Genomic DNA, 24,273 nt, shown 5'->3' with positions numbered 1-24,273 from the left:
TCCGTCGTTCCCCGGCCATTGCACTTTTCCCCGCTCGATACGCGGGGAAAAGTGCAACCACCGGGGAGTCAGCCGGCCGCCCCCGGCGGAGCGAGCTCCGCGAGGAGCGCGGCCGAGTCGAGCACGCGCAGCTGCGGCGGGTAGAGCCCCATGACGTGCAGCGCCGCCGCGCCGTTCTGGGGCGTAGAGGCGGCGCAGCCGTCGGAGACGACGCTCGCCCAGGCGCCGCCGTCGGCCGCGGCCAGCGCCGTGGAGAGCACGCAGCAATCCGTGGACACCCCGGTCAGAACCAGGCGGGGGTTCTCCCCCACCCGCTCAACGACCTCGGGGCCCCACTTGCCGAAGGTCGGCCGGTCCAGGGTGGGGTGCGGCGATCACGTGGCAGCCCGGGACACCAGGTCGTAGAGCCGGTCCTCGGCCGGGACGTCGGCGAACGGCCAGGCCGCGAAGTACTCGCCCCACGAGCCCTCGCGGGAGGCGGTGGGCAGCCAGCGCGTCACGAGCACGCGGTCCCCAAACGCCGGCAGCAGGGGCTCGATGACGTCCGCCGCGGCCTCAAACTCGGGCGAGGCCCAGTCGGAGGACGGGTCGGCGAAGATCACCTGCGGGTCGATCACCACGAGCCACGGCTCGCTGCTCACCCCTTGGCCTCCTGCGCGGCGATCTTGGGCGCGCGCACGAAGTAGCCGACCAGGAAGGAGAGCACAAGCGCCAACAGCACGCCGAGGTTGGCGTAGGCCCAATCGCCCTCGCGCCCGCCGAGGCCGAGCGGGCCGAGGAGGTAGCCCTGCCAGTTGTTCCAGGCGGCGGCCTCGGCGAAGGTGTTGACGACCAGGCCCCAGCCGATCACGGAGGTCACGATGAGCGTCACGATGCTCACGGCGTCCCAGGAGCCGTAGCGCCCGCGCTTGTCGAAGAGCTCCTCCTCCGCGTAGGGCTTGCGGCGGCGCAGCACGTCCGCGATGAGGAGGCCGGCCCACGAGGCCAGCGGCACGCCGAGCGTGATGAGGAAGGACTGGAACGGGCCGATGAAGTCCTGCGCCACGAACACCACGAAGAGCGTGCCAACGGTCAGGATCAACCCGTCGATGCCGGCGGCGGCGGGGCGCGGCACCTTGATGCCGAGGCTGAGCAGGGTCAGGCCGGAGGAGTAGATGCCGAGCACGGCGCCCGAGACGAGCGCCAGGATCGCCGTGATGAGGAACGGGATGAGGATGCCCGTGGGCAGGATGCTCGCGAGCGCACCCACGGGGTCGCCTCCCACGTTGGCGGCGAAGTCGGCATCGGAGGCCGCGAGCAGCAGGCCGACGATCACCAGGATGATGGGTGCCGCGGCGCCGCCGATGGTGTTCCACGCGACGATCGAGGCGTCGGAGGCGTTGCGGTGCTGATAGCGCGACCAGTCGGCGGCGATGTTGATCCACCCGAGCCCGAAGCCCGTCATCACCATGACGAGCGCGCCGATCATGTGCGCGGCCGAGCCGTTGGGCACGGCGCCGACGGCAGAGAAGTCGACGTGCGGCAGCGCCATGAAGAGGTACAGCACGGTGATGGCGCCCGTGATCCACGTGAGCCAAGACTGCAGCTTCATGATCGTGTGATAGCCGAGCACCGAGGCGCCCACGATGAGCGCGGCCACCACGATCGTGGCGACGAGCTTGGTGCCCGTGCCGCCGTCCAGCCCCAGCCGCTCAAAGATGGTGGAGGTCGCGAGCACGGCCGTGATGGCCAGCGAGGTCTCCCAGCCGATCGAAACAAGCCAGGAGACGACGCCTGGCACCTTGTTTCCCTCCACGCCGAAGGCCGCTCGGGAAAGCACCATGGTCGGCGCCGAACCGCGCTTGCCGGCGATCGCCACGAGCCCGCACAGGGCGAACGAAATAACGATGCCGACGATGCTCACCACCGTGGCCTGCCAGAAGGAGATGCCGAAGCCGAGCACGAACGCGCCGTAGCTCATACCGAAGACCGACACGTTGGCGGCAAACCACGGCCAGAAGAGCTGGCGCGGCGTGGCCGTGCGCGCCGACTCGGGGATGATCTCGATGCCAGCCGTCTCGATGAGGCGGCTGCGCGAGGTGGGGGCTGGCGAGGACAAGGCGACCTCCTGCGGGGCGGGCGGGTGTGACCGCCTCATCCTCACATCCTGGGAGCACGCTGGGAAGGGCCCGACGGCGCGCGCTCGCGCGGGCGGGCGGGTTCAGCCGCGCTTCTCCCACGGTAGGCGGGCGCCCGGCTGCACCGAGGCGAGCGCCACGGCGCCGATCGCCAGGACGGAACCGAGCACCGTGGCGAGGTGTACGCCGGCGTTCCCCATGGGCCACACGGCATCCAGCGCGAGGGAACCGAGCAGCTGCCCCGCGATCATGCCGAGGCTCGTGAGCAGCACGCCGAGGTGCTTGGCCAGGTACGCGGCGAGCGAGATGAAGACGACGCCGCACGCTCCGCCGAGGTAGTACCAGGGCTCCCCCGGGAGGTTCCAGGAGACCCCGGCGGGGGCGGCTTGCACGGCCAGCGCAATGGCGAGGACGCCGAAGCCCACGGCAAAGTTGAAGATCGTGGCCGGGACGAAGGTGCCGTAGTGCTGGGTCTGGGTGCCGTTCATGGCGGTCTGGAAGCCGTTGAGGATGCCGGCCGTGAAGGGCAGGAGCATGGGGAGGAGGAGCTCGGCGGGGTGCGCCACGGCGTCGCCGAGCTGCGGCGAGACCGCCCAGAGCACGGCGCCGAGCATGATGATCGCGGCGATGACGCGCAGGCCGGTGATGGGGCGTTTGCCGCCCGGCCCGAAGCCCGTGCCGTCGACGATCATTGATCCGACCGTCTGGCCCGTGACATTGGCGACCGTGAAGACCGCGATGCCCAGGATGCCCACCACGAGGCCCTGGCTCAGCACGAAGTAGGCACCGATCGCGCCGGCGCAGAGGTACCACCAAGGGAAGGCCTTGGCGCGCAGGGCTGCGGGGATGACGCGCACGCCGCGGCGGCCCGAGGGCAGCAGTGCCGCGAGGGCCAGGATGATGACCAGGCCCGTGCCGAAGCTGATGGTCGCCGCCTGCATCCCGTTGCCGAGGAACAGGCCGAGCTGGCCGTTGATGCGGCCCTGGGCCGGCATGGCCGCGCCGGCCACGAGGGCGAGCGCGAGTCCGAGGGGAACGGGGAGGGAGGTGGCGCGCGTCTGAGTCATGGCCGCTCCACGCTACAGGCTCGGGGACGGTACGCTGGAAGGCATGTATGCAGCCACCCCCCGCATCGAAGACGTCCTCTTTGCCGAGGAGGGCATCCGCCTGGGCCAGTTCCTCAAGTTTGTCGGCGCCGTCGAGGACGGCCAGGAGGCCAAGGCCGCCATCGCGAACGGCCTCGTGAAGCTCAACGGCGACATTGAGGAGCGTCGCGGTGCCCAGCTCGCCGCCGGCGCCGTGATCGAGTTCAAAGGCCAGGCCTGGCGCATCGTCGTCGAGTAGTTCCTGAAGGGACGCCTCGGGCCCGTCCGCCTGCCAGCAGGATCTCGCGCGTCACGACGACGAGCGGCCGGGTTCGCGGCTCAGGCGCCCGCCGGGCGCACCTCGAGCGCCGCCCAGCGGGCGTCGGTGGCCTTGACGGCCACGGCCAGCACGCACGCGACGGCGGCGAGGCCGGCGCCGAGCCACACCGTTGTGACGACCGGCGCGCCGGCGGCAAGCACCCACGCACCCAGGGCCGGACCCAGGGCGTTGCCCACGTTGAACGCGCTCGTGTTCACGGCCGAGGCGAGGGTGGGGGCAGCGCCGGCCACCTGGAAGACGCGGGCGTTGAGGGCGCCGGCGATCGAGAAGCCCGAGATGCCCACGAGCACCATGGCCGCGATGGCGCCGGGCGCCCAGCCCGCCGTGAGCGCGAGGATCACGAAGGAGGCAACGAGGGCCGCGAGCGAGCCGATCATGTTGCCGAACAGGTTGTCGTCGGCGAGCCGCCCGCCGATGCTCACGCCGATGAAGGTGCCGACGCCGAAGGCAGCGAGCACGGCGGGGACCGCGTCGAGGGGCAGGCCTGCCACCTGGGTCAGGAGCGGCGAGAAGTAGGAGAAGAACGCGAACACCGCTGCCTGGAAGAGGGCCGTCACGCTGAGCGAGAGCCAGATCCGGCGGTGCTTGAAGGCCTCCAGCTCGCGGCCGATGAGCTCCCGCAGCGGGGGCAGGTCTCCGCGCGGGGCCGGGCGAACCGTGAACGCCACGAGCAGGCCGGCCACCACCGTGACGGCCGCGAGCGTCCAGAAGGCGCTACGCCAGCCGAAGGCGTTGCCGAGCCAGGCGCCGCCCGGGACGCCCACCACGTTGGCGATCGTCATGCCGCCCACGAGCGTGGCGAGCGAGCGCCCCAACACAGCGGGCGAGGCCACCCGCGAGGTGTGAACGCTCGCGACGGCCCAGAACGCACCGCAGGCCACGGCGGCGATGACGCGCGAGGCCATGAGCACGCCGTAGCCGGGGGCCAGGGCGCCCATGACGTGCGCCGCGGCAAACACCGCCGCGGCACCGACGAGCGTGACGCGCACGGGCAGGCGCAGCGTCAGGACCGTCATGAGCGGCGCGCCGGCAATCATGCCGAGCGCGAAGCCCGTCACGAGCAGTCCCGCGGCGGAGAGGCTCACGCCCAGATCGGCGACGATGTTCTCGAGCAGGCCCGCGATCATGAACTCGCTCGTGCCGAGGGCAAAGATGACGGCGGCGAGCAGCCAGACGACGCCGGGGACCTTGGGTGAGGCGCTCATCGGGCCTCCCCCTGTCCCTGCGAAAGCTCGCCGAGCAGCGTGCGGCCCGCGTCGCTCGCCCACGTCCCGAGCAGGGCATCGACCTCGCGGCCGAGCTCGGAGGGGGTCTGCGTCCGCGCGGCCACCCGCAGGCCGGCGAGCAGGGTGTGCAGCGCGGCACCCAAGGCGAGGGGATCGCCGTCGAACACCAGGTCCCCTTCCCCCTTGGCCCGCTCGAGTAGCGCGCCGTAGGCGCGCACCCAGGCCTCGCGATCCGCATCGATGATGTCGGCCGCCTCGGGCATCGAGCGCCCCAGCTCCACGCCGACGTTGACGGTGAGGCAGCCATCGCGACTCCCCTCGCGCGCCTGCGCCTGCACGCTCTCGAGCAAGCGGGTGCGCAGCAGCGCCAGGGCCCGGCCTGGGTGGGCGGCGAGCGCCTCCGCCTCGGCCACGCCGCGGCGCGAGTATTCGCCCAGGGCGCGCAGGAAGAGGGCCTCGCGCGAGCCGAAGCTGTTGTAGAGGCTGGAGCGCGAGAGGCCTGCCTCGCGGGCCAAGGTGCTCGCGTCCGCACCCTCGTAGCCGTGGCGCGTGAAGGAGGCGATGGCCGCGTCGATGACTGCGGCTTCGTCGAAGGCTGGGGGGCGCGGACTCATGGAACGAGCGTGCCCCATTCTGGACACTACTGTCCAGAATCGGGCACCGTGCGTTACTTCTCTTCCCCGCCGGTCCGCCGCCAGCTGGACGCCACGAGGGCGACGACCTCGTCCAGCCCCACGCCGCTCCGCCTCGCGGCGTGAACCAAGGCCTCGACCTCGGCCGTCAGCGACGGCGCGACGGCGAGCCCCTCGCTTACGGTCGTCCCTCCCCCTCGCCGGGTTTGCACCCAGCCGCCCTGCTCGAGCGCCTTGTAGACCTTGGCCACCGTGCCATTGGAGAGACCGAGATCCACGGCGAGATGCCGCACGGAAGGCAGCCGGGCCCCCGCCGGCAGCTCGCCCGCCCGGATCGCGGAGGCCAATTGCGCCTGCAATTGCACGGAGGGACTCTGCGGCCCGTGCGGGTCGATGGTGATCACGCCACAACCTCGCCGGTCACGACCGGGACGAGCCCGTCACCCTGTGCCGCCGACCGGACCGCCGCGCGTGAGCGCACCCACGCCGCGCCAGCCAGCAGGAGGCAGCTCACGGCCACGAGGGCAACGATCACCGCCAGGGCGAGCAGGAAGACCGCGGGACCCATCAGGGCGGAGGGCTCGAGCCCCGGCAGCGCCTGCGGGATGTCGGTCCCCATCTCGGGGAAGCGCATGGGATCGGCGGCACCGGAGAGCCCCCAGGCCGAGTTGCCGATCCGGCCGAGCAACGCCGCCGCGCTGATGGCCAGGAGGCCACCGAGGGTCAGCGAGGTGACCCGAGCCACGAGCTCGCGCGCCGCGCTGTCGAGCGCTTCGGCCCCCTCCCCCTGCCAGCGGCGCCGATCCGCATTGCGCCTCAGCGCAATCACCACCAAGACGATCGAGAGCACCAGCAGCCCGAGCAGGGGCACGCCGTAGTTCCATCCGGGGAACGGGATGAGGTAGCTGGCATTGGAGACGCCCATGGCGCTCGCCACCATCCCGTCGTCATCGAAGGTGACGTCCGCAGGATAGACGCGCGTCAAGGGAAGGGCCTGCCACGTGCCGGTCGTGTCATCGACCACAGAGAGCAGCCCGGTGGCCACGGCCAACACCGCCAGGCCCGCCGCGAGGCAGCCGGCCAGGAGCACCCCGCCGCGGGCGGTACCGCTCAACACCCCGCGCTGACGCAGGTCCGCCTGAGCGGGCCCCGACTGTTGCGTGCGCGCCGGAGGCACCACAGCGGCCACCAGCATGCTCGCGGCGGCGGCCCCCGCGGGCGCTAGGAAGAGCAGGCGATGAAAATCCTGCACCAGGAGGCCCGCGACCCCCAGGGCGAGCAGCGCCGCGAGACCCACCCAGAACACCGCCGCGGAACGCCCGACCTCGTGGCACCAAGCGGCGCGGACGGCCGCGTCGGCCCCCGCCGCACCCGCGGCCTCGGGCGCGGTCGAAGCCTTGAGCACCCGCCGCAGCAGCCACACCATGGCCGCAACCCACGCCAGCAAGAGCATCGCGCTCGCGACCGTCACTAGTGCCTGCATGATTCCCCCTTCATCGAACTTGTTCTAACTCAAGGGTACAAACGCCGGGGCCACTTGTGTCAATGGGTAGATACAAATCTGCCGCCCGTCGGATTTCGACGGGCGGCAGGAGGCACGGCGGGGCGCCGAAGGTGTGTCCGGCTAGAGCCGGGCCCCGAAGACCTCGGCGTCGAGGAACTCGCCGATGTGCGAGATCTCCTGGGCGCCGATGCCGTGACCGATGCCCGCGTAGTTCACCTTGGTGAGCTTGGTGTGGGCGCGCGCCCAGTGGTTCGTGTACTCGACCTTGTCCTCGGTGATGACCGGATCCTGCGGATCGCGGCCCCAGAACAGCGGCAGCTTGTGGTGCTTGAGCGCCGCGTCATCGAAGAAGTCCTGGCCCGGGTCCAGGGCGGCGTCCAGGGCAAAGCCGGAACACCCCACCACGGCCGTGATGAGGTCGGGCCGGCGGCGCAGCAGCGAGGTGGCCACGGCCATGCCCATGGAGAAGCCGAGCAGCACGATGGTCTCGTGCTTGGCCTTCATCTCCTCGATCCAGTCCTCGAGGCGCTCCACGACGTCGCGGACGATCGAGAAGTCGAAGGCCGGGTCGGCGACGAGCGGGAACCAGGTGTACCCCGGGCCCATGGCGAAGGGGGCGCGGATGGAGGCCACCGTGAACTGCGCGGGCAGCTGCGCGGCGACCGGCAGGAGATCGCGCTCGTCCGCCCCGTAGCCGTGCAGCAGCACGAGCAACGGAGAGGCGTCGGTGTTGCCGTCGCGGGTGTCGATGATGGCGTACGGGTCCCAATCAAAGCTCATGGGCCCATCCTTGCAGACCGCCTCGGCGAGGGGGCGACGACGCCGCGCCCGGCCGGGGTGCCACGGGTAGCTACGACGCCGGCAGCGCGACGCCGAGCGCGAGCTCGAGGTAACGCCGCACGCGGCGCCGACGCGCCTCGCCACCCCCCGCTTCGAGGCCGAACAACGGGTAGAGGTCGTTGGCGTCCTCGAGAGCGACCACCGTCCGCGCGACATCCTCCGGCCCACCGGCCGCCTCGAGCGCTCCGGGATCCACCTCCCCCGCCTCGGCACCGATCTCGATGAGCGATCGATACAGGCTCACCTGCCGCTCCACGAGCTCGCGATGCGCGGCCGCCCGCACGGGGTGATCCCGCAGCTGCGGCAGCGTGTAGTAGACGCTCGCAAGGTCCTCGTCGATCACGTCAGGCACCCCGAGTTCCACCATGGCCCGCAGCTTGGCGAGCACGGTGCCGGGTCCGGCCAGGACCTTGAGGCGACCGGCGTAGAGCTGCTCCATGACCCGTTCGAGCGCCAGCTGTTGCAGCTCCTCGAGCCCACCCTCGAAGTGGTAGAGAACGGTCCCGACGCTCACCTCGGCCTGCGCGGCGACGGCCCGCACGCTCGCCCCGGCGATGCCGTCGCGGGCCACCACCTCGCGAGCCGCGCTCACGAGGGCCTCGCGCTTATCGACGGAGCGTTGCCGGCGCGGCGTCGCTGCCGTGGGCTTGGCGTTCTTGGTCGGCACGGCCGAGCTCCTCCCAGGTCTGTGGCCGCGTGCGGCGCAGGATCGCGCTGACCGCAAAGCCAGCCAGGAACAGGATAGGGGTGGGGGCGATGAGCAGGGCATTGACCCAGTCCTGCATGCCAGAGGTGATCTCGAAGTTGCTGACGATCAAGACGAAGCCGAGGCAGAGCCCCGCGGCGCCGAGCGCGGGGCCACGAGCACCCGCCAGAGGCTGTGGCCGCGGCGGTCGCGGGCGAAGTAGGCCACCACGGCGATCGCGGCGACGGCCTGCGAGAAGACGAGGCCCTGCACGCCCGTGGCGTAGGTCCACAGCGCGAGCCCCAGGTAGGGGTCGGCGATGGTCAGCGCGGCCACAACCAGAGCCGCGACGGCGAGCACGCTGATCGCGACGCTCGCTGCGACGGGTGCCTGGGTCCGCGCGCTGAGGCGCTTGAAGCGGCGCGGCAGCAGCCCCTCGCGGGCCAGGGACAAGACGTAGCGCGTGGAGGCGTTGTGGAAGGACAGCGCGCACGCGAGGAAGCTCGTCACGATCAGCACGCTGATGACGTCGCCGACCCACGCCCGAGGTAGCCCGTGGCGGCCACGGGGACCATGTCGGCAAAGCCGTCGCCCAGCGCAAAGGCGATCACGCCGTCCACGCCGAAGGCCACCGTCAGGATCCAGAAGGTGAAGGCGTAGAAGAGCGCGAGGCCCGCCACCATGGCGTACGTGGCCTTCGGCACGGTGCGGTCGGGGTCCTTGGCCTCCTCGGCGTAGATCGCCGTGCCCTCGAAGCCGAGGTACGCGCCGAAGCCGATCACGAGCAGCGCCGCGATGCCCCCACCGAAGAGCACGTGGGCGGGGTCGAAGCCGGCCCCGGAGACGGGTTCAGGCCCACCCAGCACCAGGACTGCCACGGCGAGCACCAGCAGGATCGCGACCTCGGCGGTCACGAGCACGGCAAGCACCTTGGCCCCCACATCCACCTGGCGGGCCCCGAGGATCCCCACGCCGAGGGCGGCGACGAGGGCGCAGGCCCACCACGGGTTAGCGATCCCCCACAGATTCTCGAACAGCATGGATCCGAAGAAGCCGATGAAGACGTAGAACGCGAGGTTCAGGACCACATAGGAGAAGAGCGTCACGAGGGCCAAGCCCACGCCGGCTCCCCGGCCGAGCCCGTGCCGCGCGTAGGCGTAGAAGGCGCCGGCGTTGGGCACATGCGAGGTCATGGCGTTGAAGCCGAAGGCGAAGAGCAACAGCACGGCGCCGCACAGCAGCATGGAGCCCGGGGCGCCGATGCCACCGAGCCGGAAGTCCATGGGGGCGGCGGAGACCACCACCGTCAGCGGCGCGGCGGCCGAGACGACCAGGAAGGCGATCCCCCAGGCGCTCAGGCGGCGTCGCCCGGCGGCGGGGGGTGCGGGGGCTGTCGTTGACATGCTGGTCCTCCTCGTACGTGTTTGAACGCCCATTCAAAGTGACTGACGTCATGGCTTCAAGATCAGTCTTGGTTTTCGAGTCTCGCTCCCCTCATCTTTTGAACCAACGTTCAATTCAAGGCTTGTTCGCTTCGCGAACGCATGCCACGATGTCGGCATGCACGACGACGCCTCCACCGCCGCCTCCACCGCCGCCCCCGCCCGCCTCGCCACCCGCGCCCGCGCCCGCACGCTCGGTATCCCCCTGCCCGGCACCACCGGCCCGCTCAACGCCATCACGGACGTGGCCGGCGTGGAGGTGGGACTCGTGACCCTGCGCCCGGAGGACCGCTCGGCCTGCACGGGCGTCACGGCGATCCTTCCGCGCGGCAAGGCCGGCGCCGGGACCCCGGTGGCCGCCGCCACCTTCTCGCTCAACGGCAACGGCGAGCTCACGGGGCGCACCTGGATCGAGGAGTCGGGCCAGTTCTCCACGCCCATCCTGCTTAGCAACTCCCACGCGGTCGGGGCGGCCCACGCGGGCGCGGACCGCTGGATGCACCGCACCCACCCGGAGGCGTCAGCTGCGTGGATGCTGCCCGTGGTCGGGGAGACCTGGGACGGCTACCTCAACCAGATCAACGCCGAGCGCGTCACGCCGGAGCACGCCGTCGAGGCGCTCGACGCGGCGACGGCCGGCCCCGTGCCCGAGGGCAGCGTGGGCGGCGGCACGGGCATGAATTGCTACGGCTTCAAGGGTGGCACCGGCACCTCCTCTCGCCGCGTCGGCATCGGCGAGGCCGAGTACACGGTGGCCGCCCTGGTGCAGGCAAACTTCGGCGATCGCGAGGAGCTCACGGTGCTCGGCGTGCCGCTCGGGGCCCGCTCCCAGGCACCGTGCCCCATCCAGCGCACCGAGTGGTTCGCCGCCGAGGTCGGCGCCGCCCAGCGCAGCGCCCCGGGCGCCGGCTCGGTGATCGTGGTGCTCGCCACCGACGCACCGCTCCTCCCCCAGCAGCTCGCCGGGCTGGCCCGCCGCGCCTCACTGGGCCTCGCCCGCACCGGCACCGCGGGCGGGCACTTCTCCGGCGACATCTTCCTTGCCTTCTCCACCGCGAACCCCGGCTCGCTGCGCTCGGTCATGCCGGGCGCGCCGGGGGCGGCGACGCACGACTCCCTCGAGTTTGTGGCCTGGGGCCAGGTTGACCCGCTCTACACGGCCGCCGTTGAGGCGGTCGAGGAAGCGGTGCTCAATGCCCTCGTCAACAACGAGGACGTCGAGGGGCGCGACGGGCACCGCTCCTACGCCCTGCCCCACGCCGAGGTGCTCGCGACCGACTTCTCGCACGCCCGGTGCGCGTGACGTTCGCCGCGATTACCCGATACCCGCTGGCGCGGGTTCCTTGTTGGTGGCATCGTCTGTGACCGTGAGCGAGACCCCTAGAGCACCCCAGACCGCGCCCCAGCAGGACCTGCCGTGGCACCGCTACGTCGCGATCGGCGACTCCTTCACCGAGGGCATCGGCGATCCCTCCGAGGGCGTTCCTGGCGGTAACCGCGGCTGGGCCGACCGCGTGGCCGAGCAGCTCGCGCTGCGCGTGCCGGACCTGGCCTACGCCAATCTGGCCATCCGCGGCCGGCTCATCGCCCAGATCGACGACGAGCAGATCGAGGCCGCCCTGGCGCTGCGCCCCGACCTCATCACCATCTGCGCCGGAGGCAACGACGTGACCCGCGGCGGCAACCCGGACCGCATCGCCGAGCGCCTCGACTCCATGGTGGAACGCCTCTCCTCCGACGGGGCGACCGTGGTGATCTTCACGGGCCCCGACATCGGTGACACCCCGGTGCTCGGCGCGCTGCGCGGCCGCGTGGCGATCTACAACGAGAACATCCACACGATCGCCCTGCGCCACGACGCGATCGTCGCCGACCTCTGGGCGCTGCGCGAGCTGCACGAGAAGCCCATGTGGGCGCCGGACCGCCTCCACTTCTCCCCGCTCGGCCACCACACCATCGCCGCGATGGTGCTCACAGCCCTCGGCGTGGAGCACGACCTCGACCCCGAGCTCCCGGCCCCGGCTCCGGCCAAGCCCTGGCGCGAGGCCCGCGCCGAGGACCTCGAGTGGGCGCGCGAGCACCTGCTCCCGTGGGTGGTGCGCCGCCTGCGCCACCGTTCCTCCGGCGACGGAGTGACCCCCAAGCGCCCGCGCCCCCAGCCGGTGTTCGGAGCGGCCAACACCCCAGCCCCGGACACCGAGGGCCGGCAGGCATCAGGCGATTCTGAATCGTGATCGTCGATCGTCCGCGCGGATGACGCCGGGGCGATTTGCGTGGTGCAACACTTGGCTCGAGCGGGCCCGCCGGGCCCACCTGATGCATACAAGAGGCGGCCATGTTTTCTAGCCTGCTATTCCTCGCAGAGAACGAGACCATCGACGGGGTCACGATCGACGAAGGCGACATCCCCGGCATGGTCGATAAGGGTTTCGACCGCGTGGAGACGACCTTCAACGTGATGTCCGTGGTCATCCCCGTCTTCATTGTGCTGGTCATCGGGCTCATCATCTTCACGGCCGTGCGCAACTACCGTGCGGCCAAGCGCCACGGCATGGACCCCTTTGCCGTGGAGACCGAGCTGGCGGGCCGCGTCTACAACTCGGCGCTGCTCGCGCCGCCCCCGGGCGCCTCCCAGCCGGGTCAGGCGGCCCAGCACGCCGGCACCAAGGCGGAGCGCCTGCAGGAAATCGAGAACCTGTACCGCAACGGCGCCATCACGAGCGCGGAGCGCCAGCGGGCCCGCGACGCCGTCCTGACGGAAGATTGAAGCGTGAACACCACCTCCTTTCTTCCCTTGGTCCTCCTCAGCGTCCTGCTCGTGCTGGGCCTGGCCTTCACTGCTGGCTTCGTGTTCCTCGTGATCCGGCTCTCCCAGCGCAAGGCCCGCGAGCAGCAGGAGCTCGAGCCCCTCGACCAGGGGCCGAGCCTGGCGGTCAGGCTTGCCGAGATCGAGGACGCCTACCAGCAGGGCCTCATCACGGAGGAGGAGCGCGCCGAGGCCAGGCGCGCGGCGCTCGCCCAGCAGTAGGGCCAACACGGCACGACGACGCGGCGGTGACCTGGGATTCCCAGGTCACCGCCGCGTCGTCGTTCGTTGAGCGCCCCGCGTTCAGCCGAGCAGGCGGCGCAGCGGAGGCTCCAGCTGGGTCGCCGCCGAGGTGAGGAAGCCGTCGTGTCCGATGGGCGAGCGGATGTAGTCCACGCTCACCTCGCCGGGCAGGGCCGCGACGATCTCCTCGGACTGCTCCGGCAGGTAGAGCCGGTCGGAATCCACGGCGGCGATGAGGAACTCGATGCCCTCGAGGCCGCCCAAGGCGGCCGCCACTCCCCCGCGCCCGCGCCCCACATCGTGACTCATGAGCGCCTCGGTGATGGAGAGGTAAGCGTTGGCGTCGAAGCGCCCCACGAGCTTGGAGGCCTGGTGGTCCAGGTAGGACTCCACGGCGTAGCGCCCGCGGCGCTCGCGATCCGCCGAGCCGAGCGGGGTCTCCTCGCCCTGGGCCTCGCGGCCGAAGCGCTGGCCCAGCTCGGCCTCGGAACGGTAGGAGAGGTGCGCGAGGCGCCGGGCCAGGCCCAGTCCCCGCACCGGGCCTGAGTCCTCGCGCTCGTAGTAGTCGCCGCCGTCGAAGGCCGGGTCGAGGCGGATCGCCTCGACCTGGATCTGCGACAGGGCGATCTGCTCGGCCGTGGAGGCGGCGCAGGAGGCCAGAACGGCGCAGCGGCGCACGCGCTCGGGATAGCTCGCCGCCCATTCGAGCGCGCGGGCGCCGCCCATGGAGCCGCCGATCACGGTGTGCCAAGCCTCGATGCCGAGGTGGCCCAGCAGGGCGTGCTCGGCCGAGGCCATGTCTCGCAGCGTGACAAACGGGAAGCGGGAGCCCCACGGGCGCCCGTCGGGCGCCGGAGACGCCGGGCCGGTGGTGCCTGCGCACCCGCCCAGCGCCGCCGGCGCCACCACGAAGAAACGTTCGGTGTCGATGACCCGGCCGGGCCCGACCAGGTCACGCCACCAGCCGTCGCTGTCCTCGGGGCCGTCCGCCACGTGGGCGTCCCCCGTCAGGGCGTGCAGCACGAGCACCGCGTTTGAACCCTGAGCATCGAGCCGCCCCCAGGTTTGGAAGGCGAGCTGGACCTGGGGCAAGCGGCCCCCCGTCTCGAGCTCCAGCGCGCCGAGGCTCAGCGTGCGGGGCGTCCCGTCCGCCGGGCTCGAGGCCTGGAAGGTGCCTGCCGCGAACGGCTCGGCGTCGATGCTCACGTCTGTACTCCTCGGGTCCTGCTGGTTGGCGCCGCGGCGCCCGTGCTTCGCTGTATTGGCGATCAGGCGTTGGCCGGGGCGGCGTCCGCCACCGCGGCCTCCGCCGCCTCGGTCACGACGGCGCCGGCCGACACCGCCGCGAAGGCATCGAAGCCGCGCTGCAGATCGGCCACGATGTCGTCGATGTGCTCCAGGCCAACGGAGAGGCGCACGAGCCCCGGCTCCACGCCGGCCGCGTACTTCTCCGCCTCGGAGAGCTGGGCGTGGGTCGTGGACCAGGGGTGGATCACGAGGGAACGCACATCGCCGAGGTTGGCCACGAGCGAGTGCAGCTCGAGCGCATCCACGAAGGCGCGGGCCGCCTCGGCGCCGCCGTCCAGGGTGAAGGCGACGATGGCGCCGACGCCCTGGGGGCCGTACTTGCGGCCGCGCTCGAACCACGGGGAGGACTCGAGGCCCGCGTAGGCGACCGAGGCGACGTCGTCGCGCGCCTCAAGGAAGGCCGCGACCGACTTGGCGTTGGAGACGTGGCGCTCCACGCGCAGCGAGAGGGTCTCGAGGCCCTGCGCGATGAGGAAGGCGTTGAACGGCGCCACGGAGGAACCGAGGTCGCGCAGCAGCTGCACGCGGGCCTTCAGGATGTAGGCGAGGTTGGCACCAAGCGCGGAGCCGACGCCCAGGTCGCGGGCGAACACGAGGCCGTTGTAGGACTCGTCCGGGGTGTTGAAGCCCGGGAAGCGCTCGGGGTTCTGGGCGTAGTCGAAGGTGCCACCGTCCACGATCACGCCGGCGATGGCCGTGCCGTGGCCGCCCAGGTACTTGGTGGCGGAGTGGACCACCACGTCGGCGCCCCACTCGAGCGGACGGATGAGGTACGGGGTGGCGAGGGTGTTGTCCACGATGAGCGGAACGCCGACCTCGTGGGCCACGGCGGCCACGCCCTCGATGTCCAGGACGTCCTGGCGCGGGTTGGAGACGGTCTCGCCGAAGAACGCCTTGGTGTTCTCCTTGGCCGCGGCGCGCCACGCGTCCAGGTCGTCCGGGTTCTCCACGAAGGTGACCTCGATGCCGACCTTCTTCAGCGTGTGCTTGAGCAGGTTCTGCGTGCCGCCGTAGAGCGAGGGGCTCGCGACGATGTGGTCACCGGCCTCGGCGACATTGAGCAGGGCGAAGGTCGTGGCGGCCTGGCCCGAGGAGAGCAGGAGGGCGCCAACACCGCCCTCGAGGTCGGCGATGCGCTGCTCGACGACGTCCGTGGTGGGGTTGCCGATGCGCGTGTAGATGGGGCCGAGGTCGGCCAGAGCGAAGCGGTTGGCCGCCACGTCGGCGTCGGGGAAGACGAACGAGGTCGTCTGGTAGATCGGCAGGGCCCGCGCGCCCGTGGCCGGGTCCGGCTGCTGGCCGGCGTGGATCTGGCGAGTCTCAAAGTTCCAGGAGCTCATGGCGTCCCACTTTCGTGTTGGGTGGGGCGCCCGCCGTACCTTGAGTGCGCACGTACGCCTCAAGGACGCCAGGTGCGCCCGCGCTTGCCGAGGCGCTGATTGCGCTCGACCAGGTCTTCACCCGGGGCACCCCGCCGCGGTGGGAGGGTTGCCGGCCAGCAAGCCGGGGCTATCTGCTGGCACTCATGACCTACGCGACACTGTGCCCGGAACGGGGCGCGCTTGGCAAGCCCGCGGGCGTCACGCGGTGAAACCTACCGATCGGTCACGTTGCGGCCGTCCCAACTTCCCCGCAATTCCGGGGATATGCGGAGGTTAGGTCACCCTAAGTAGAGATCCGTGTCACAGGGTGGAATTCTGAGGCCATGAAACTCGACCACGTCTCCTACGCCTGCGGCCCCGAGGGCCTCGTCGCCACGTCCGAGCGCATCGCGGACACGCTGGGACTTGAGTTCGTCAAGGGCGGCGTCCACCCGCGTTTCGGCACCCGCAACGTCATCTTCCCGCTGAAGAACCACCAGTACCTGGAGGTCGTCGAGGTGCTGGAGCACCCGGCCAGCCTCAAGGCGCCCTTCGGGCAGGCCGTGCGCGCCCGCTCCGAGGAGGGCGGCGGCTGGATGGGCTGGGTCGTCTCCGTGGACGACCTCGCGCCCTTCGAGGAGCGCCTGGGCCGCGAGTCGGTGCCTGGCAACCGCCGCTTCCCCGACGGCCGAGAGCTGACCTGGCGCCAGATCGGCATCAACGGCCTCATCGCCGACCCGCAGCTGCCGTACATCATCCGCTGGGACGAGGAGACCGCCGATCTTCATCCCTCGCAGGCCATCGAGGGCCAGCAGGGCGAGATCACGGGCCTGGCCCTCGCCGGCAACCGCCCCCGCGTGCTGGAGTGGCTCGGCGACCCCGCCGTCTCCCCCGCCGCCGGCCTCAACGTGGAGTACTCGGCACCCTCCGGGACGCCGGGCCTCATGTCGGTGACCTTCGAGACGCCCAAGGGCTCCGTGACCCTCTAAGGCTCTCGCGGTTCTCCAACGCACGACGACGCCCGTTTGCCTTTCGCTGGAAAGGCAAACGGGCGTCGTCGTGCCTTGGGTCCCGCCTCAGCTGCCGTAGCCGAAAGCGGAGGCGAGCAGCGGGTAGCCCACGAATCCCACGGCGTCGAGCAGGAAGTGGGCGATCACGAGCGGAGCGACGCGCTTGGTCTTCAAGTAGAACCAGCCGAAGACCAGGCCCATGAGGGCGTTGCCGATGAACGGGCCGATGCCTTGGTAGAGGTGGTAGGAGCCGCGCAGCACGGCGGCGCTGAGGAGGATCGCCCAGGTGTTCCAGCCGAGGGTCTTGATCCGCTCGAAGAGGTAACCGATGACGATGACCTCCTCCAGGAGGCCGTTGCGCAGGGCGGCGAGGAGCAGGATCGGGACGGTCCACCAGTGCTCGCCGAGGCCGCTCGTCGAGATGGACATCGTGATGCCGAGCGCCCGACCCGCCGCGTAGACGCCCAGCGTGCCCGCGCCGATCACGAGGAAGAGGGCGGTGCCCTGCCAGGCGTCGCGCCACGGGTGCTTGAGGTCCAGGCCCAGGCGTCGGAAGGGGTTCCCGCCGGGCCAGCGCCACAGCAGCCACAGCACGAGCGCCACGGGGGCAAGCGAAAAGAACAGGCCCGAGAGCTGATAGGCAAGGTCGATCCAGGGGCGCGCGCTGGCCGAGCCGTTCAGGCTCGCCTGGCCCTGCGAGATGGGCGCGCGCGTCGCGAGGTCGATGAGATTGATGAGCGCGTTCACGCCCGAACGGCCCAGCGAGAGCGCCAGGACGATGACGATCTCCCAGCCGATGAAGCGCCGCGTCATGGGCGCTCCGGCACCGGGCAGGAGGCCAGGCAACCGCTCCGCGGAGGGCACTGGGCCGGGCTCCGGGACGGGCTCTGGCTGGGGCGCGGGCGGGACGGAAGGCTGACTCACGGGGCGAGCCTACCCACGCCTCGCTAGGCTCTGGCTGTGACCCGCGCACCCCTGAGCTCCGAACTCGACCTCGCCCGCCGCCTCGACCCCGTCCTCGCCTGGGCCGAGGGCTTCGTCGAGGAGGGCGGCGACGACCACCTCGTGCTCGTGCCCGCCGCAGCGCCGGGGGCGGCACCCGCGGCCGTGCTGCGGCTCGCCCGGCGCCCCGAGGTGGCCGCCGAACTGGGCCGGCGCATGGAGCTGCTGCACGCCGTCTCGCCCCACCTTCCCTGGGCCAGCCCCGAGCCGCTGAGCGAGGTGATCCTGGACCACGAGGCGGCGCCGGCCGCTGTGCTGCAGCGCTTCGTGATCGGCGGGGCCCACGCGCCGCACGAGGGCGATCCGGCGGTGTTGCGCTCGGTCGTGGAGGCGCTCGCGGCCGTGCCGTGCACCGCGTGGGGGCCGCTCGCGACGGGGCCCTACGTCAGCACCGCGCGCTGGGACGAGGCCGGACGCGAGACGGTGCTGGGCGTGCTGCCACCCGAGGCGCGCGGCGCGGCCGAACAGGTCTGGGCGGGGCTCGAGGCCATCGAGGGCGAGGCGTCCGGGCTGGTCCACGGCGACCTCGCCGGGCACAACATGCGTTGGCGCCACGAGGAGCTCGTCGGCGTGATCGACTGGGACCACGCCGCGGCCTGGGACCCGGCGATCAACCTCTCGCACCTCGCGCTGTGGCACGGCGTCGGCATCGTGGCACCGGCCGCCCCGGACGAGCGCTGCGCGACGCGCGCGGCGCTCTGGGTGGGACATCACGCGCTCTTCCGGCTGCGCCGGGCGGCCGAGGATGGTGGCGTTCGGCGCTGGGAGCGACTCCTGCGCAAGACGCTCCCCCGGCTCGAGTTTGCCGCCGCGTCCGGGGCGAGCGAGGTGCTGGCGTGAGCGGCGCCGAGGCGAGCGACGCTGGGACCGGGCCGCGCGACGTCGTGCGTTTCAGCCCGGCCGCGGCCAGCGACGCCGGGGCCATCCGGGCGCTCGTGCGGGCCTCGTTCGCGCAGTACGTGGAGCGGATCGGGCGCGAGCCCGCGCCCATGCTGCTGGACTGGGAGGCGATCCTGGGCGGGGAGGCTCCCCGGGCCGAGGTGACGCTGGCGGTGCGGGGTGACGCGCTCACGGGCGTGCTCTACCTCGAGCTCGAGGCCGACCACATCCTCGTCGATACCGTGGCCGTGGACGCGGCGGAGCGGGGCACGGGTCTGGGCCGGCGACTGTTGGAGCTGGCCGAGGAGCGCGCCCGCGAACTGGGGCTGCCCGAGGTGCGGCTGTACACGAACCAGGCCATGACCGAGAACGTTGCCTACTACCCGCGGCGGGGCTACGTGGAGACCGACCGCCGCGGCGACGGCGGGTATCGGCGGGTGTTCTTCGCCAAGCGCGTCTAGTCCCCCACTTTTCGTTTCATCCCGCACCGTTTGCGCGGGATTCAACGAAAAAGGCGGGACGGGAGGAGGCAGCGACACCGGCAGCGCAGGGAGCGGCGGGGTTGCCGGGGATGCCGGGCGTGCCGTGGGTGCTGGGGCGACCCGCGCCAAGACCCGCGCGAGACCTTCGAGCGCATGCGCTCCATCGGGGCTGCCGCGAGCAGCGGCCCCGACATGGCCCGCGGCATGGGCGCCTTCGCGCTCGAGCGCGACCCCGACCTCGCGGCCGACGCCGCTGCCCGGCTGGAACAGGTGGCCTCCCGGCTGCCGTCCCAGGAGTGGCCGGCCGGGCACGCTGGCATGGTGGTCGTCGACGCAGAGAGCGGCGAGGTGGTGGTACTCGAACGCGGCGGCGGGGCCACTCTCGCCGAGGCGGTGGCCGCCAGCACCGCGCTACCGGGTGGCACCTCCTCGGTCCCGGTGAATGGTCGCCGTTACGTGGACGGCGGCGTGTACTCGGCCGACAATGCGCAGCTCGGCGCTGGCTTCGCGCGCGTCCTGGTGCTCTCGCCGCTCGCGCGACCGGAGGGCAGCGAGGCTCCCCGGCAGTTCGAGGGGCTGCGGCGCGAGGACGCGTGGGGCACGACCCTGTCGAGCCAGGTGGCTACGCTGCGGGCCGGCGGGTCCGAGGTCGCGGTGATCCACCCGGACGACGAGGCGCTTGCCGTGTTCGGCTCCAACCTCATGTCGCCGGGTATCCGGCCCGCAGCGGCCCGTGAGGGGCGCCGCCAAGGCCTCGCGGCCGCCGAGGGCCAACGCAGAACGCCCCGGCCCCCGCTACTGCGGGAACCGGGGCGTTGCTCTCACGAGCGGGCGGCGATCAGGCCAGGGCGGCGATCGCGGCGTCGTAGTCGGGCTCGGTGGTGATCTCCGGGACCAGCTGCGAGTGCAACACGGTGCCGTCGGTGTCGACGACGACCACGGAGCGGGCGAGCACGCCGGCCAGCGGGGAGTCGGTCAGCGTGACGCCGTAGTCCGAGCCGAAGGAGGAGCGGAAGGCCGAGGTCGTGACGACGTTCTCGATGCCCTCGGCGCCGCAGAAGCGGCCCAGGGCGAACGGCAGGTCGGCGGACACCGTGACGACCACGGTGTTCTCCAGGCCGGCGGCGCGCTGGTTGAACTCGCGCACGGACGCGGCGCAGACGCCGGTGTCCACGGACGGGAAGATGTTCAGGACCACGCGCTTGCCGGCAAAGTCGGCGTCGGAGACGGTGGCGAGGTCGTTGCCCACGGTCTCGAAGTGCGGGGCCTTGGAGCCCACGGCGGGCAGCTCGCCGACGGTGTGGGCGGGGGTACCGGTGAATGCAGTAGTAGCCATGCCCACATCCTCGCACGCCCCGCCCACGTCGTCAGCCGCATTCCGCCAAGTGACACGAAGTTTTCACCTGGCGACAATCGACCGCCCGCGCGGTCGGGGCGCCCCAGGGCACGTCAGCGTGCGGCCACGAACGCCTGAACGGCGCGCTCCACGTCCTCGGCCGAATGCGCGGCCGAGAGCTGCACGCGGATGCGCGCCTGCCCCTTAGGCACCACGGGGTAGCTGAAGGCCGTCACGTACACGCCGTGTTCAAGCATGGCCGCGGCGACGCGTGCTGCCTCGACGGCGTCGCCGAACATCACGGCGATGATGGCGTGCTCGCCCTCGAGCAGCTCGAAGCCCTCCTCGGCCATGCGGCGGCGGAACAGGGACGCGTTGGAGAAGAGCCGCTCGCGCAGCTCGCCCGCCCCTTCCACGAGGTCAAGCGCCGCGAGCGTCGCGGCCACGATGGACGGGGCGAGCGAGTTGGAGAACAGGTACGGGCGGCCCACCTGGCTCAGCAGCGTCACGATCTCGGCGCGGCCGGAGACATAGCCGCCCGAGGCACCGCCGAGCGCCTTGCCGAAGGTTCCCGTGTAGATGTCCACGCGGTCGGAGACGCCGGCGTGCTCCGGCGTGCCGGCGCCCGTGGCACCCATGAAGCCCACTGCATGGGAGTCGTCCACCATGACGAGCGCGCCGAACTCCTCGGCGAGATCGCAGATCTCGGCCAGCGGCGCGAGGTAGCCGTCCATGGAGAACACGCCGTCGGTGACGACGACCACGCGACGCGCCCCCGCGCCGTCGTTCAGCGCCCGCGTGGCTTCCAGCTGCGCGCGCAGGTCCGCCATGTCGCGGTTCGCGTAGCGGAAGCGCGCCGCCTTGGAGAGCCGGATGCCGTCGATGAGCGAGGCGTGATTGAGCGCGTCGGAGATGATCGCGTCCTCCTTGCCGAAGAGCGGCTCGAAGACCGCGCCGTTGGCGTCGAAGCAGGAGGAAAACAGGATGGTGTCCTCGGTGCCGAGGAAGCCGGAGACGCGGCGCTCGAGCTCCAGGTGGGTGTCCTGCGTGCCGCAGATGAAGCGCACGGAGGCCATGCCGAAGCCGCGCTCGTCCAGCGCGTCCTTGGCGGCGTCGATGAGGCGCGGATCGTCGGCGAGGCCCAGGTAGTTGTTGGCGCAGAAGTTCAAGACCGGCCGCGGCTCGGCGCCCGGGTCGGCGGCCTCCACGGAGGCGCCCTGCGGCGAGGTGATGATGCGCTCGCGCTTGGTCAGGCCGTCGGCCTCGATCTGCGCGAGCTGGGCGGCCAGCTGGTCCTTGACGGTGGTGTACATGGGGTCCTTCTCTTCAAGTTCGTGGTGCCCGACGGCGGATGCTCGGGCTGGGTGCCGCCGGGCGGGTCAGAGCGTGGTGAAGTCCAGGACCACCTTGCCACCGCTTCCTGAGCGGGCGGCCGCGAAGCCCTCCTCCCACCGCGCCGCGGGAAGGACGTCGGTGACGACGCCGGCGATGCGCTCGCGCAGCACGGGATCGGAGTCGAGCATGGCGCTCATGGCGTACCAGGTCTCGAACATCTGGCGGCCGTAGATGCCCTGGAAGGTGATCATGCGGGTGACCATGCGCGACCAATCCACGGGGATCTCGCCCGTGGGCAGACCGAGCATGGCGATGCGCCCGCCGTGGTTCATGTTTTCGACCATCTCCGGCAGGGCGGAGCGCACGCCGGACATCTCGAGGCCGATGTCGAAGCCCTCCTTGAGGCCCAGGCGGTGCTGGGCGGCGACGATGCGCTCGGAGGCGACGTTGACGACGTCGTCGGCCCCGGCGGCGCGGGCCATCTCGAGGCGCTGCGGCGAGACGTCGGTGGCGACGATGCGGCGGGCGCCGGCGTGGCGGGCCCCGGCGATGGCCATGACGCCGATGGGGCCGGAGCCGGTCACGAGGACGTCCTCGCCCACCATGGGGAAGGTCAGGGCGGTGTGCACGGCGTTGCCAAAGGGGTCGAAGATGGCGCCCAGCTCGGGGGTGATGTTGCCCTCGGAATGCACCCACACGTTGGACTCGGGGATGACGACGTACTCGGCGAAGGCGCCGTCGCGCTGCACGCCCACTGACTGCGTGGCGATGCAGAGGTGGCGGCGGCCGGCTCGGCAATTGCGACACATGCCGCAGACCACGTGGCCCTCGCCGGAGACGCGATCGCCCACCTTGACGTGATCCACGAGGTCGCCCACGGCCACGACCTCGCCGTAGAACTCGTGGCCCGGGATGAGGTCGGGGACGATCATCGCGGCCGCGGCGGCGTCGCCGGCCTGGATGTGAAGATCGGTGCCGCAGATGCCCGCCGTCATGACGCGGATCTTCACGTCGTGGCTGCCGGCGGTGGGCTCGGGACGCTCGACGAGCTGGAGCGGGGCGTCGAGGGAGGGCTTGAAGAGGGCTTTCACGAGAGTTCAGTCTTCCCCCGTTCCGCCCGTCACAACAGGTCAGGAACGGTGCATGTTCACAACCTGATAGTTCAGAATGGCTTCATGGACATCGCCCATCTGCGCACCCTGCGCCTCCTGGATGACCTCGGCTCGCTGCGCGCCGTGGCGGCGGCGCTGTACGTGAGCCCGTCCGCCGTCTCGCAGCAGCTCGCGCAGCTGCAGCGCGAGGCCGGGGTGGCGCTGACCCGCAAGGAGGGCCGCGGGCTCGTCCTCACGGAGACCGGTCGTGCGCTGTCCGCCGCGGCCCAGGACGTGCTCGTGACGATGGCCCGCGCCGAGGCGGCCGTGGCGGCACACGGCTCGGCCCCGGACGCCTCCGTCTCGCTCGCGCTCTTCCACTCCGTGGGGCCCGTGCTCGGCGGGCGGCTCGTCGCCGAGCTGTCGCGGCCCGGCGATCCGGCCGTCACGGTCGCGGACGAGGACGTGCCGGAGGGCGACTTCCCGGCCCTCACCTCCCGCTACGACCTCGTCGTGGCGCACCGCGTTGACTACGCGCCGCCGTGGTCCGGGGGTGTGCGGTCCATCGAGCTGCTGCGCGAACCCTTCGACATCGCCCTGCCCTCGACCCACCCGCTCGCCTCGCGCGCGGTCCTGGACCCGGCCGATCTGGCCGATGAGCTCTGGGTCAGCTCGCGCGAGGGCTACTCCCCCGCCGATGTCGTGGCGCAGGTGGGCGCGGCGGCGCACCGCCCCGTGCGGGTGGCGCACCGTGTCAACGACTACGCGACCGTCGCCTCGCTCGTGGCCCATGCCGGCGTGGTCGCGGCGATCCCCCGGTTCACGGCCGGCTCGCAGATCCCCGCCGGCGTGGTCCTGCGCCCGCTGCGCGGCACCACGCACGTGCGCCTCATCGAGGCGCTGGCCCGACCGGAGACCCTCGAACGCCCGGCGGTGACGCGCGTGCTGGAGGCGCTGCGCGCCGTCGTCGGGCAGGTCAGGCCGACGCCCTAGCGGCGGTTCAGTCCCACCACTGGGCCTCGATGCCGGTGCGCGCGGCGAGCGCGTCGGCGTCGGCGCGGCGGGCCAGGGGGATCAGGGTCGCGACGTAGGAGTCGGAGTCGATGTCGATCCCCCACAGCACGGCCCCGATGGCGGCGAGGGACTCCGCGGCGCCGACGAAAGTCTCGTCCGGCGTGCCCTCTTGGTGCTCGGGAAGGGCCGGGCTGAGACCGCGGGCGGCGCACATGCGGCCCAGACTCCAGCTCACCTCGCCCCAGTCGTCCTTCCAGTCCTGCTCGATCGCGACGTTCCGCGCGAGGAGGGCGTCGACGAGGCTCAGTAGCGCCAGGGTGCAGGGAGTGTTCTCCTCCGCTTCCTCCACCTCGCCCCAGATCCGCCCGGAGGCGGCGTCGGGGTGCGCCTCGGCGAAGGCCGCCGGGTCCACGGCGGCCCGCCCAATCCCCTCGGCCTCCGCGGGGCTCAGACCCAGAAAGATGGACAGGTCGCGCCAGGCGGCGGCGTCGCGATGCATCATCCGGCCAGCCTGCCCACCGGGCCGCGCGGGCGT

General features: G+C 71.7%; 30 protein-coding genes and 1 riboswitch. Of the genes, 10 read left to right on the top strand and 20 right to left on the bottom strand.

What is annotated here, in order from left to right; all coding sequences use genetic code 11:
* Positions 1-68: 68 nt before the first annotated feature.
* The 4 genes from DWB68_RS17170 to DWB68_RS11455 form a co-directional block, all read right to left on the bottom strand.
* Complete coding sequence (locus DWB68_RS17170) at positions 69-311, bottom strand: cysteine hydrolase family protein (RefSeq protein ID WP_407645699.1); 243 nt, start codon at positions 309-311, stop codon at positions 69-71.
* Between the two features lie 63 nt (positions 312-374).
* Entirely contained in the window at positions 375-641 is a 267-nt protein-coding gene (locus DWB68_RS17165) for a hypothetical protein (RefSeq protein ID WP_325048562.1), read from the bottom strand.
* Positions 638-2,137: a purine-cytosine permease family protein gene (locus DWB68_RS11460; RefSeq protein ID WP_119425264.1), complete on the bottom strand. Its 1,500-nt coding sequence runs from the start codon at positions 2,135-2,137 to the stop codon at positions 638-640. Before DWB68_RS11460 ends, DWB68_RS17165 begins: the two co-directional genes overlap by 4 nt.
* Before the next feature lie 63 nt (positions 2,138-2,200).
* Positions 2,201-3,184, bottom strand: coding sequence for a DMT family transporter (locus tag DWB68_RS11455; RefSeq protein WP_119425263.1), 984 nt, complete (start codon positions 3,182-3,184; stop codon positions 2,201-2,203).
* Positions 3,185-3,227: 43 nt separating this feature from the next.
* Here DWB68_RS11455 and DWB68_RS11450 point away from each other — a divergent pair, with 43 nt between their 5' ends.
* Entirely contained in the window at positions 3,228-3,461 is a 234-nt protein-coding gene (locus DWB68_RS11450) for an RNA-binding S4 domain-containing protein (protein ID WP_199700440.1), read from the top strand.
* An 80-nt stretch (positions 3,462-3,541) separates the two neighbouring features.
* Here the strand turns inward: DWB68_RS11450 and DWB68_RS11445 are convergent, their stop codons facing one another.
* The 9 genes from DWB68_RS11445 to DWB68_RS11410 all read right to left on the bottom strand — a co-directional run bounded on the left by DWB68_RS11445 (position 3,542) and on the right by DWB68_RS11410 (position 9,832).
* Entirely contained in the window at positions 3,542-4,747 is a 1,206-nt protein-coding gene (locus DWB68_RS11445; RefSeq protein ID WP_119425262.1) for an MFS transporter, read from the bottom strand.
* A complete protein-coding gene (locus DWB68_RS11440; protein ID WP_158588299.1) occupies positions 4,744-5,382 on the bottom strand; it encodes a TetR/AcrR family transcriptional regulator in 639 nt (212 codons plus the stop codon). Before DWB68_RS11440 ends, DWB68_RS11445 begins: the two co-directional genes overlap by 4 nt.
* A gap of 53 nt (positions 5,383-5,435) precedes the next feature.
* A complete protein-coding gene (locus DWB68_RS11435; protein WP_119425260.1) occupies positions 5,436-5,804 on the bottom strand; it encodes a GntR family transcriptional regulator in 369 nt (122 codons plus the stop codon).
* Positions 5,801-6,883 (bottom strand): hypothetical protein, encoded by a 1,083-nt coding sequence (locus tag DWB68_RS11430; protein WP_119425259.1) that lies wholly within the window; start codon positions 6,881-6,883, stop codon positions 5,801-5,803. Before DWB68_RS11430 ends, DWB68_RS11435 begins: the two co-directional genes overlap by 4 nt.
* A 141-nt stretch (positions 6,884-7,024) precedes the next feature.
* Entirely contained in the window at positions 7,025-7,684 is a 660-nt protein-coding gene (locus DWB68_RS11425) for an alpha/beta hydrolase (protein WP_158588298.1), read from the bottom strand.
* 70 nt (positions 7,685-7,754) lie between these two features.
* Complete coding sequence (locus DWB68_RS11420) at positions 7,755-8,411, bottom strand: TetR/AcrR family transcriptional regulator (protein ID WP_158588297.1); 657 nt, start codon at positions 8,409-8,411, stop codon at positions 7,755-7,757.
* A complete protein-coding gene (locus DWB68_RS16275) occupies positions 8,350-8,562 on the bottom strand; it encodes a hypothetical protein (RefSeq protein ID WP_158588296.1) in 213 nt (70 codons plus the stop codon). The genes DWB68_RS11420 and DWB68_RS16275 overlap by 62 nt, the downstream gene beginning before the upstream one ends.
* On the bottom strand, positions 8,559-8,939 hold the full coding sequence (locus tag DWB68_RS17020) for an amino acid permease (protein ID WP_158588295.1): 381 nt from the start codon (positions 8,937-8,939) through the stop codon (positions 8,559-8,561). Before DWB68_RS17020 ends, DWB68_RS16275 begins: the two co-directional genes overlap by 4 nt.
* A 2-nt stretch (positions 8,940-8,941) precedes the next feature.
* On the bottom strand, positions 8,942-9,832 hold the full coding sequence (locus tag DWB68_RS11410; RefSeq protein WP_158588294.1) for an APC family permease: 891 nt from the start codon (positions 9,830-9,832) through the stop codon (positions 8,942-8,944).
* A gap of 157 nt (positions 9,833-9,989) precedes the next feature.
* Here DWB68_RS11410 and DWB68_RS11405 point away from each other — a divergent pair, with 157 nt between their 5' ends.
* The 4 genes from DWB68_RS11405 to DWB68_RS11390 all read left to right on the top strand — a co-directional run bounded on the left by DWB68_RS11405 (position 9,990) and on the right by DWB68_RS11390 (position 12,899).
* A complete protein-coding gene (locus DWB68_RS11405; RefSeq protein ID WP_119425254.1) occupies positions 9,990-11,174 on the top strand; it encodes a DmpA family aminopeptidase in 1,185 nt (394 codons plus the stop codon).
* Positions 11,175-11,238: 64 nt separating this feature from the next.
* Positions 11,239-12,105: an SGNH/GDSL hydrolase family protein gene (locus DWB68_RS11400; protein WP_233548772.1), complete on the top strand. Its 867-nt coding sequence runs from the start codon at positions 11,239-11,241 to the stop codon at positions 12,103-12,105.
* A gap of 101 nt (positions 12,106-12,206) precedes the next feature.
* A complete protein-coding gene (locus DWB68_RS11395; RefSeq protein WP_119425252.1) occupies positions 12,207-12,638 on the top strand; it encodes a hypothetical protein in 432 nt (143 codons plus the stop codon).
* A gap of 3 nt (positions 12,639-12,641) precedes the next feature.
* Positions 12,642-12,899, top strand: coding sequence for a hypothetical protein (locus DWB68_RS11390; RefSeq protein WP_119425251.1), 258 nt, complete (start codon positions 12,642-12,644; stop codon positions 12,897-12,899).
* Between the two features lie 81 nt (positions 12,900-12,980).
* Here the strand turns inward: DWB68_RS11390 and metX are convergent, their stop codons facing one another.
* Both metX and DWB68_RS11380 read right to left on the bottom strand, forming a co-directional pair.
* Positions 12,981-14,126, bottom strand: coding sequence for a homoserine O-acetyltransferase MetX (gene metX, locus DWB68_RS11385; RefSeq protein WP_407645698.1), 1,146 nt, complete (start codon positions 14,124-14,126; stop codon positions 12,981-12,983).
* Between the two features lie 62 nt (positions 14,127-14,188).
* On the bottom strand, positions 14,189-15,568 hold the full coding sequence (locus DWB68_RS11380) for a bifunctional o-acetylhomoserine/o-acetylserine sulfhydrylase (protein WP_119425250.1): 1,380 nt from the start codon (positions 15,566-15,568) through the stop codon (positions 14,189-14,191).
* Positions 15,569-15,643: 75 nt separating this feature from the next.
* Positions 15,644-15,759, bottom strand: a riboswitch (SAM riboswitch).
* A gap of 174 nt (positions 15,760-15,933) precedes the next feature.
* On the opposite strand from DWB68_RS11380, the gene DWB68_RS11375 reads away from it, so the two are divergent.
* On the top strand, positions 15,934-16,578 hold the full coding sequence (locus DWB68_RS11375; protein WP_119425249.1) for a VOC family protein: 645 nt from the start codon (positions 15,934-15,936) through the stop codon (positions 16,576-16,578).
* 87 nt (positions 16,579-16,665) lie between these two features.
* Here DWB68_RS11375 and DWB68_RS11370 read toward each other — a convergent pair whose 3' ends face one another.
* Positions 16,666-17,523 carry a CPBP family intramembrane glutamic endopeptidase gene (locus DWB68_RS11370; RefSeq protein ID WP_233548771.1) on the bottom strand — a complete coding sequence of 286 codons (858 nt, stop codon included), beginning with the start codon at positions 17,521-17,523 and terminating at the stop codon, positions 16,666-16,668.
* Between the two features lie 36 nt (positions 17,524-17,559).
* Here DWB68_RS11370 and DWB68_RS11365 point away from each other — a divergent pair, with 36 nt between their 5' ends.
* The 3 genes from DWB68_RS11365 (at position 17,560) to DWB68_RS11355 (ending at position 19,847) form a co-directional block, all read left to right on the top strand.
* Positions 17,560-18,441, top strand: a complete 882-nt coding sequence (locus tag DWB68_RS11365; protein ID WP_233548770.1) for an aminoglycoside phosphotransferase family protein — start codon at positions 17,560-17,562, stop codon at positions 18,439-18,441.
* Positions 18,438-18,941: a GNAT family N-acetyltransferase gene (locus tag DWB68_RS11360; protein ID WP_233548769.1), complete on the top strand. Its 504-nt coding sequence runs from the start codon at positions 18,438-18,440 to the stop codon at positions 18,939-18,941. The genes DWB68_RS11365 and DWB68_RS11360 overlap by 4 nt, the downstream gene beginning before the upstream one ends.
* A gap of 174 nt (positions 18,942-19,115) precedes the next feature.
* On the top strand, positions 19,116-19,847 hold the full coding sequence (locus tag DWB68_RS11355) for a patatin-like phospholipase family protein (RefSeq protein WP_119425247.1): 732 nt from the start codon (positions 19,116-19,118) through the stop codon (positions 19,845-19,847).
* On the opposite strand, the gene tpx is transcribed toward DWB68_RS11355, so the two are convergent.
* The 3 genes from tpx to tdh all read right to left on the bottom strand — a co-directional run bounded on the left by tpx (position 19,801) and on the right by tdh (position 22,724).
* Positions 19,801-20,298 (bottom strand): thiol peroxidase, encoded by a 498-nt coding sequence (tpx, locus tag DWB68_RS11350; protein ID WP_119425246.1) that lies wholly within the window; start codon positions 20,296-20,298, stop codon positions 19,801-19,803. The two genes, DWB68_RS11355 and tpx, sit on opposite strands and share 47 nt — an antisense overlap.
* Before the next feature lie 113 nt (positions 20,299-20,411).
* Positions 20,412-21,611, bottom strand: a complete 1,200-nt coding sequence (locus tag DWB68_RS11345) for a glycine C-acetyltransferase (RefSeq protein ID WP_119425245.1) — start codon at positions 21,609-21,611, stop codon at positions 20,412-20,414.
* Between the two features lie 66 nt (positions 21,612-21,677).
* Positions 21,678-22,724, bottom strand: coding sequence for an L-threonine 3-dehydrogenase (gene tdh / locus DWB68_RS11340; RefSeq protein ID WP_119425244.1), 1,047 nt, complete (start codon positions 22,722-22,724; stop codon positions 21,678-21,680).
* A gap of 84 nt (positions 22,725-22,808) precedes the next feature.
* Here tdh and DWB68_RS11335 point away from each other — a divergent pair, with 84 nt between their 5' ends.
* Positions 22,809-23,717 carry a LysR family transcriptional regulator gene (locus DWB68_RS11335; RefSeq protein ID WP_119425243.1) on the top strand — a complete coding sequence of 303 codons (909 nt, stop codon included), beginning with the start codon at positions 22,809-22,811 and terminating at the stop codon, positions 23,715-23,717.
* A 7-nt stretch (positions 23,718-23,724) separates the two neighbouring features.
* Here DWB68_RS11335 and DWB68_RS16270 read toward each other — a convergent pair whose 3' ends face one another.
* Complete coding sequence (locus DWB68_RS16270; protein ID WP_158588293.1) at positions 23,725-24,240, bottom strand: DUF6630 family protein; 516 nt, start codon at positions 24,238-24,240, stop codon at positions 23,725-23,727.
* Between the last annotated feature and the right edge of the window lie 33 nt (positions 24,241-24,273).

The organism is Galactobacter valiniphilus, from assembly GCF_003575975.1.
Lineage (GTDB): Bacteria > Actinomycetota > Actinomycetes > Actinomycetales > Micrococcaceae > Galactobacter > Galactobacter valiniphilus.
The sequence above is the reverse complement of the archived record's forward strand: the minus strand, read 5'-3'. Positions and strand labels throughout refer to the sequence as shown.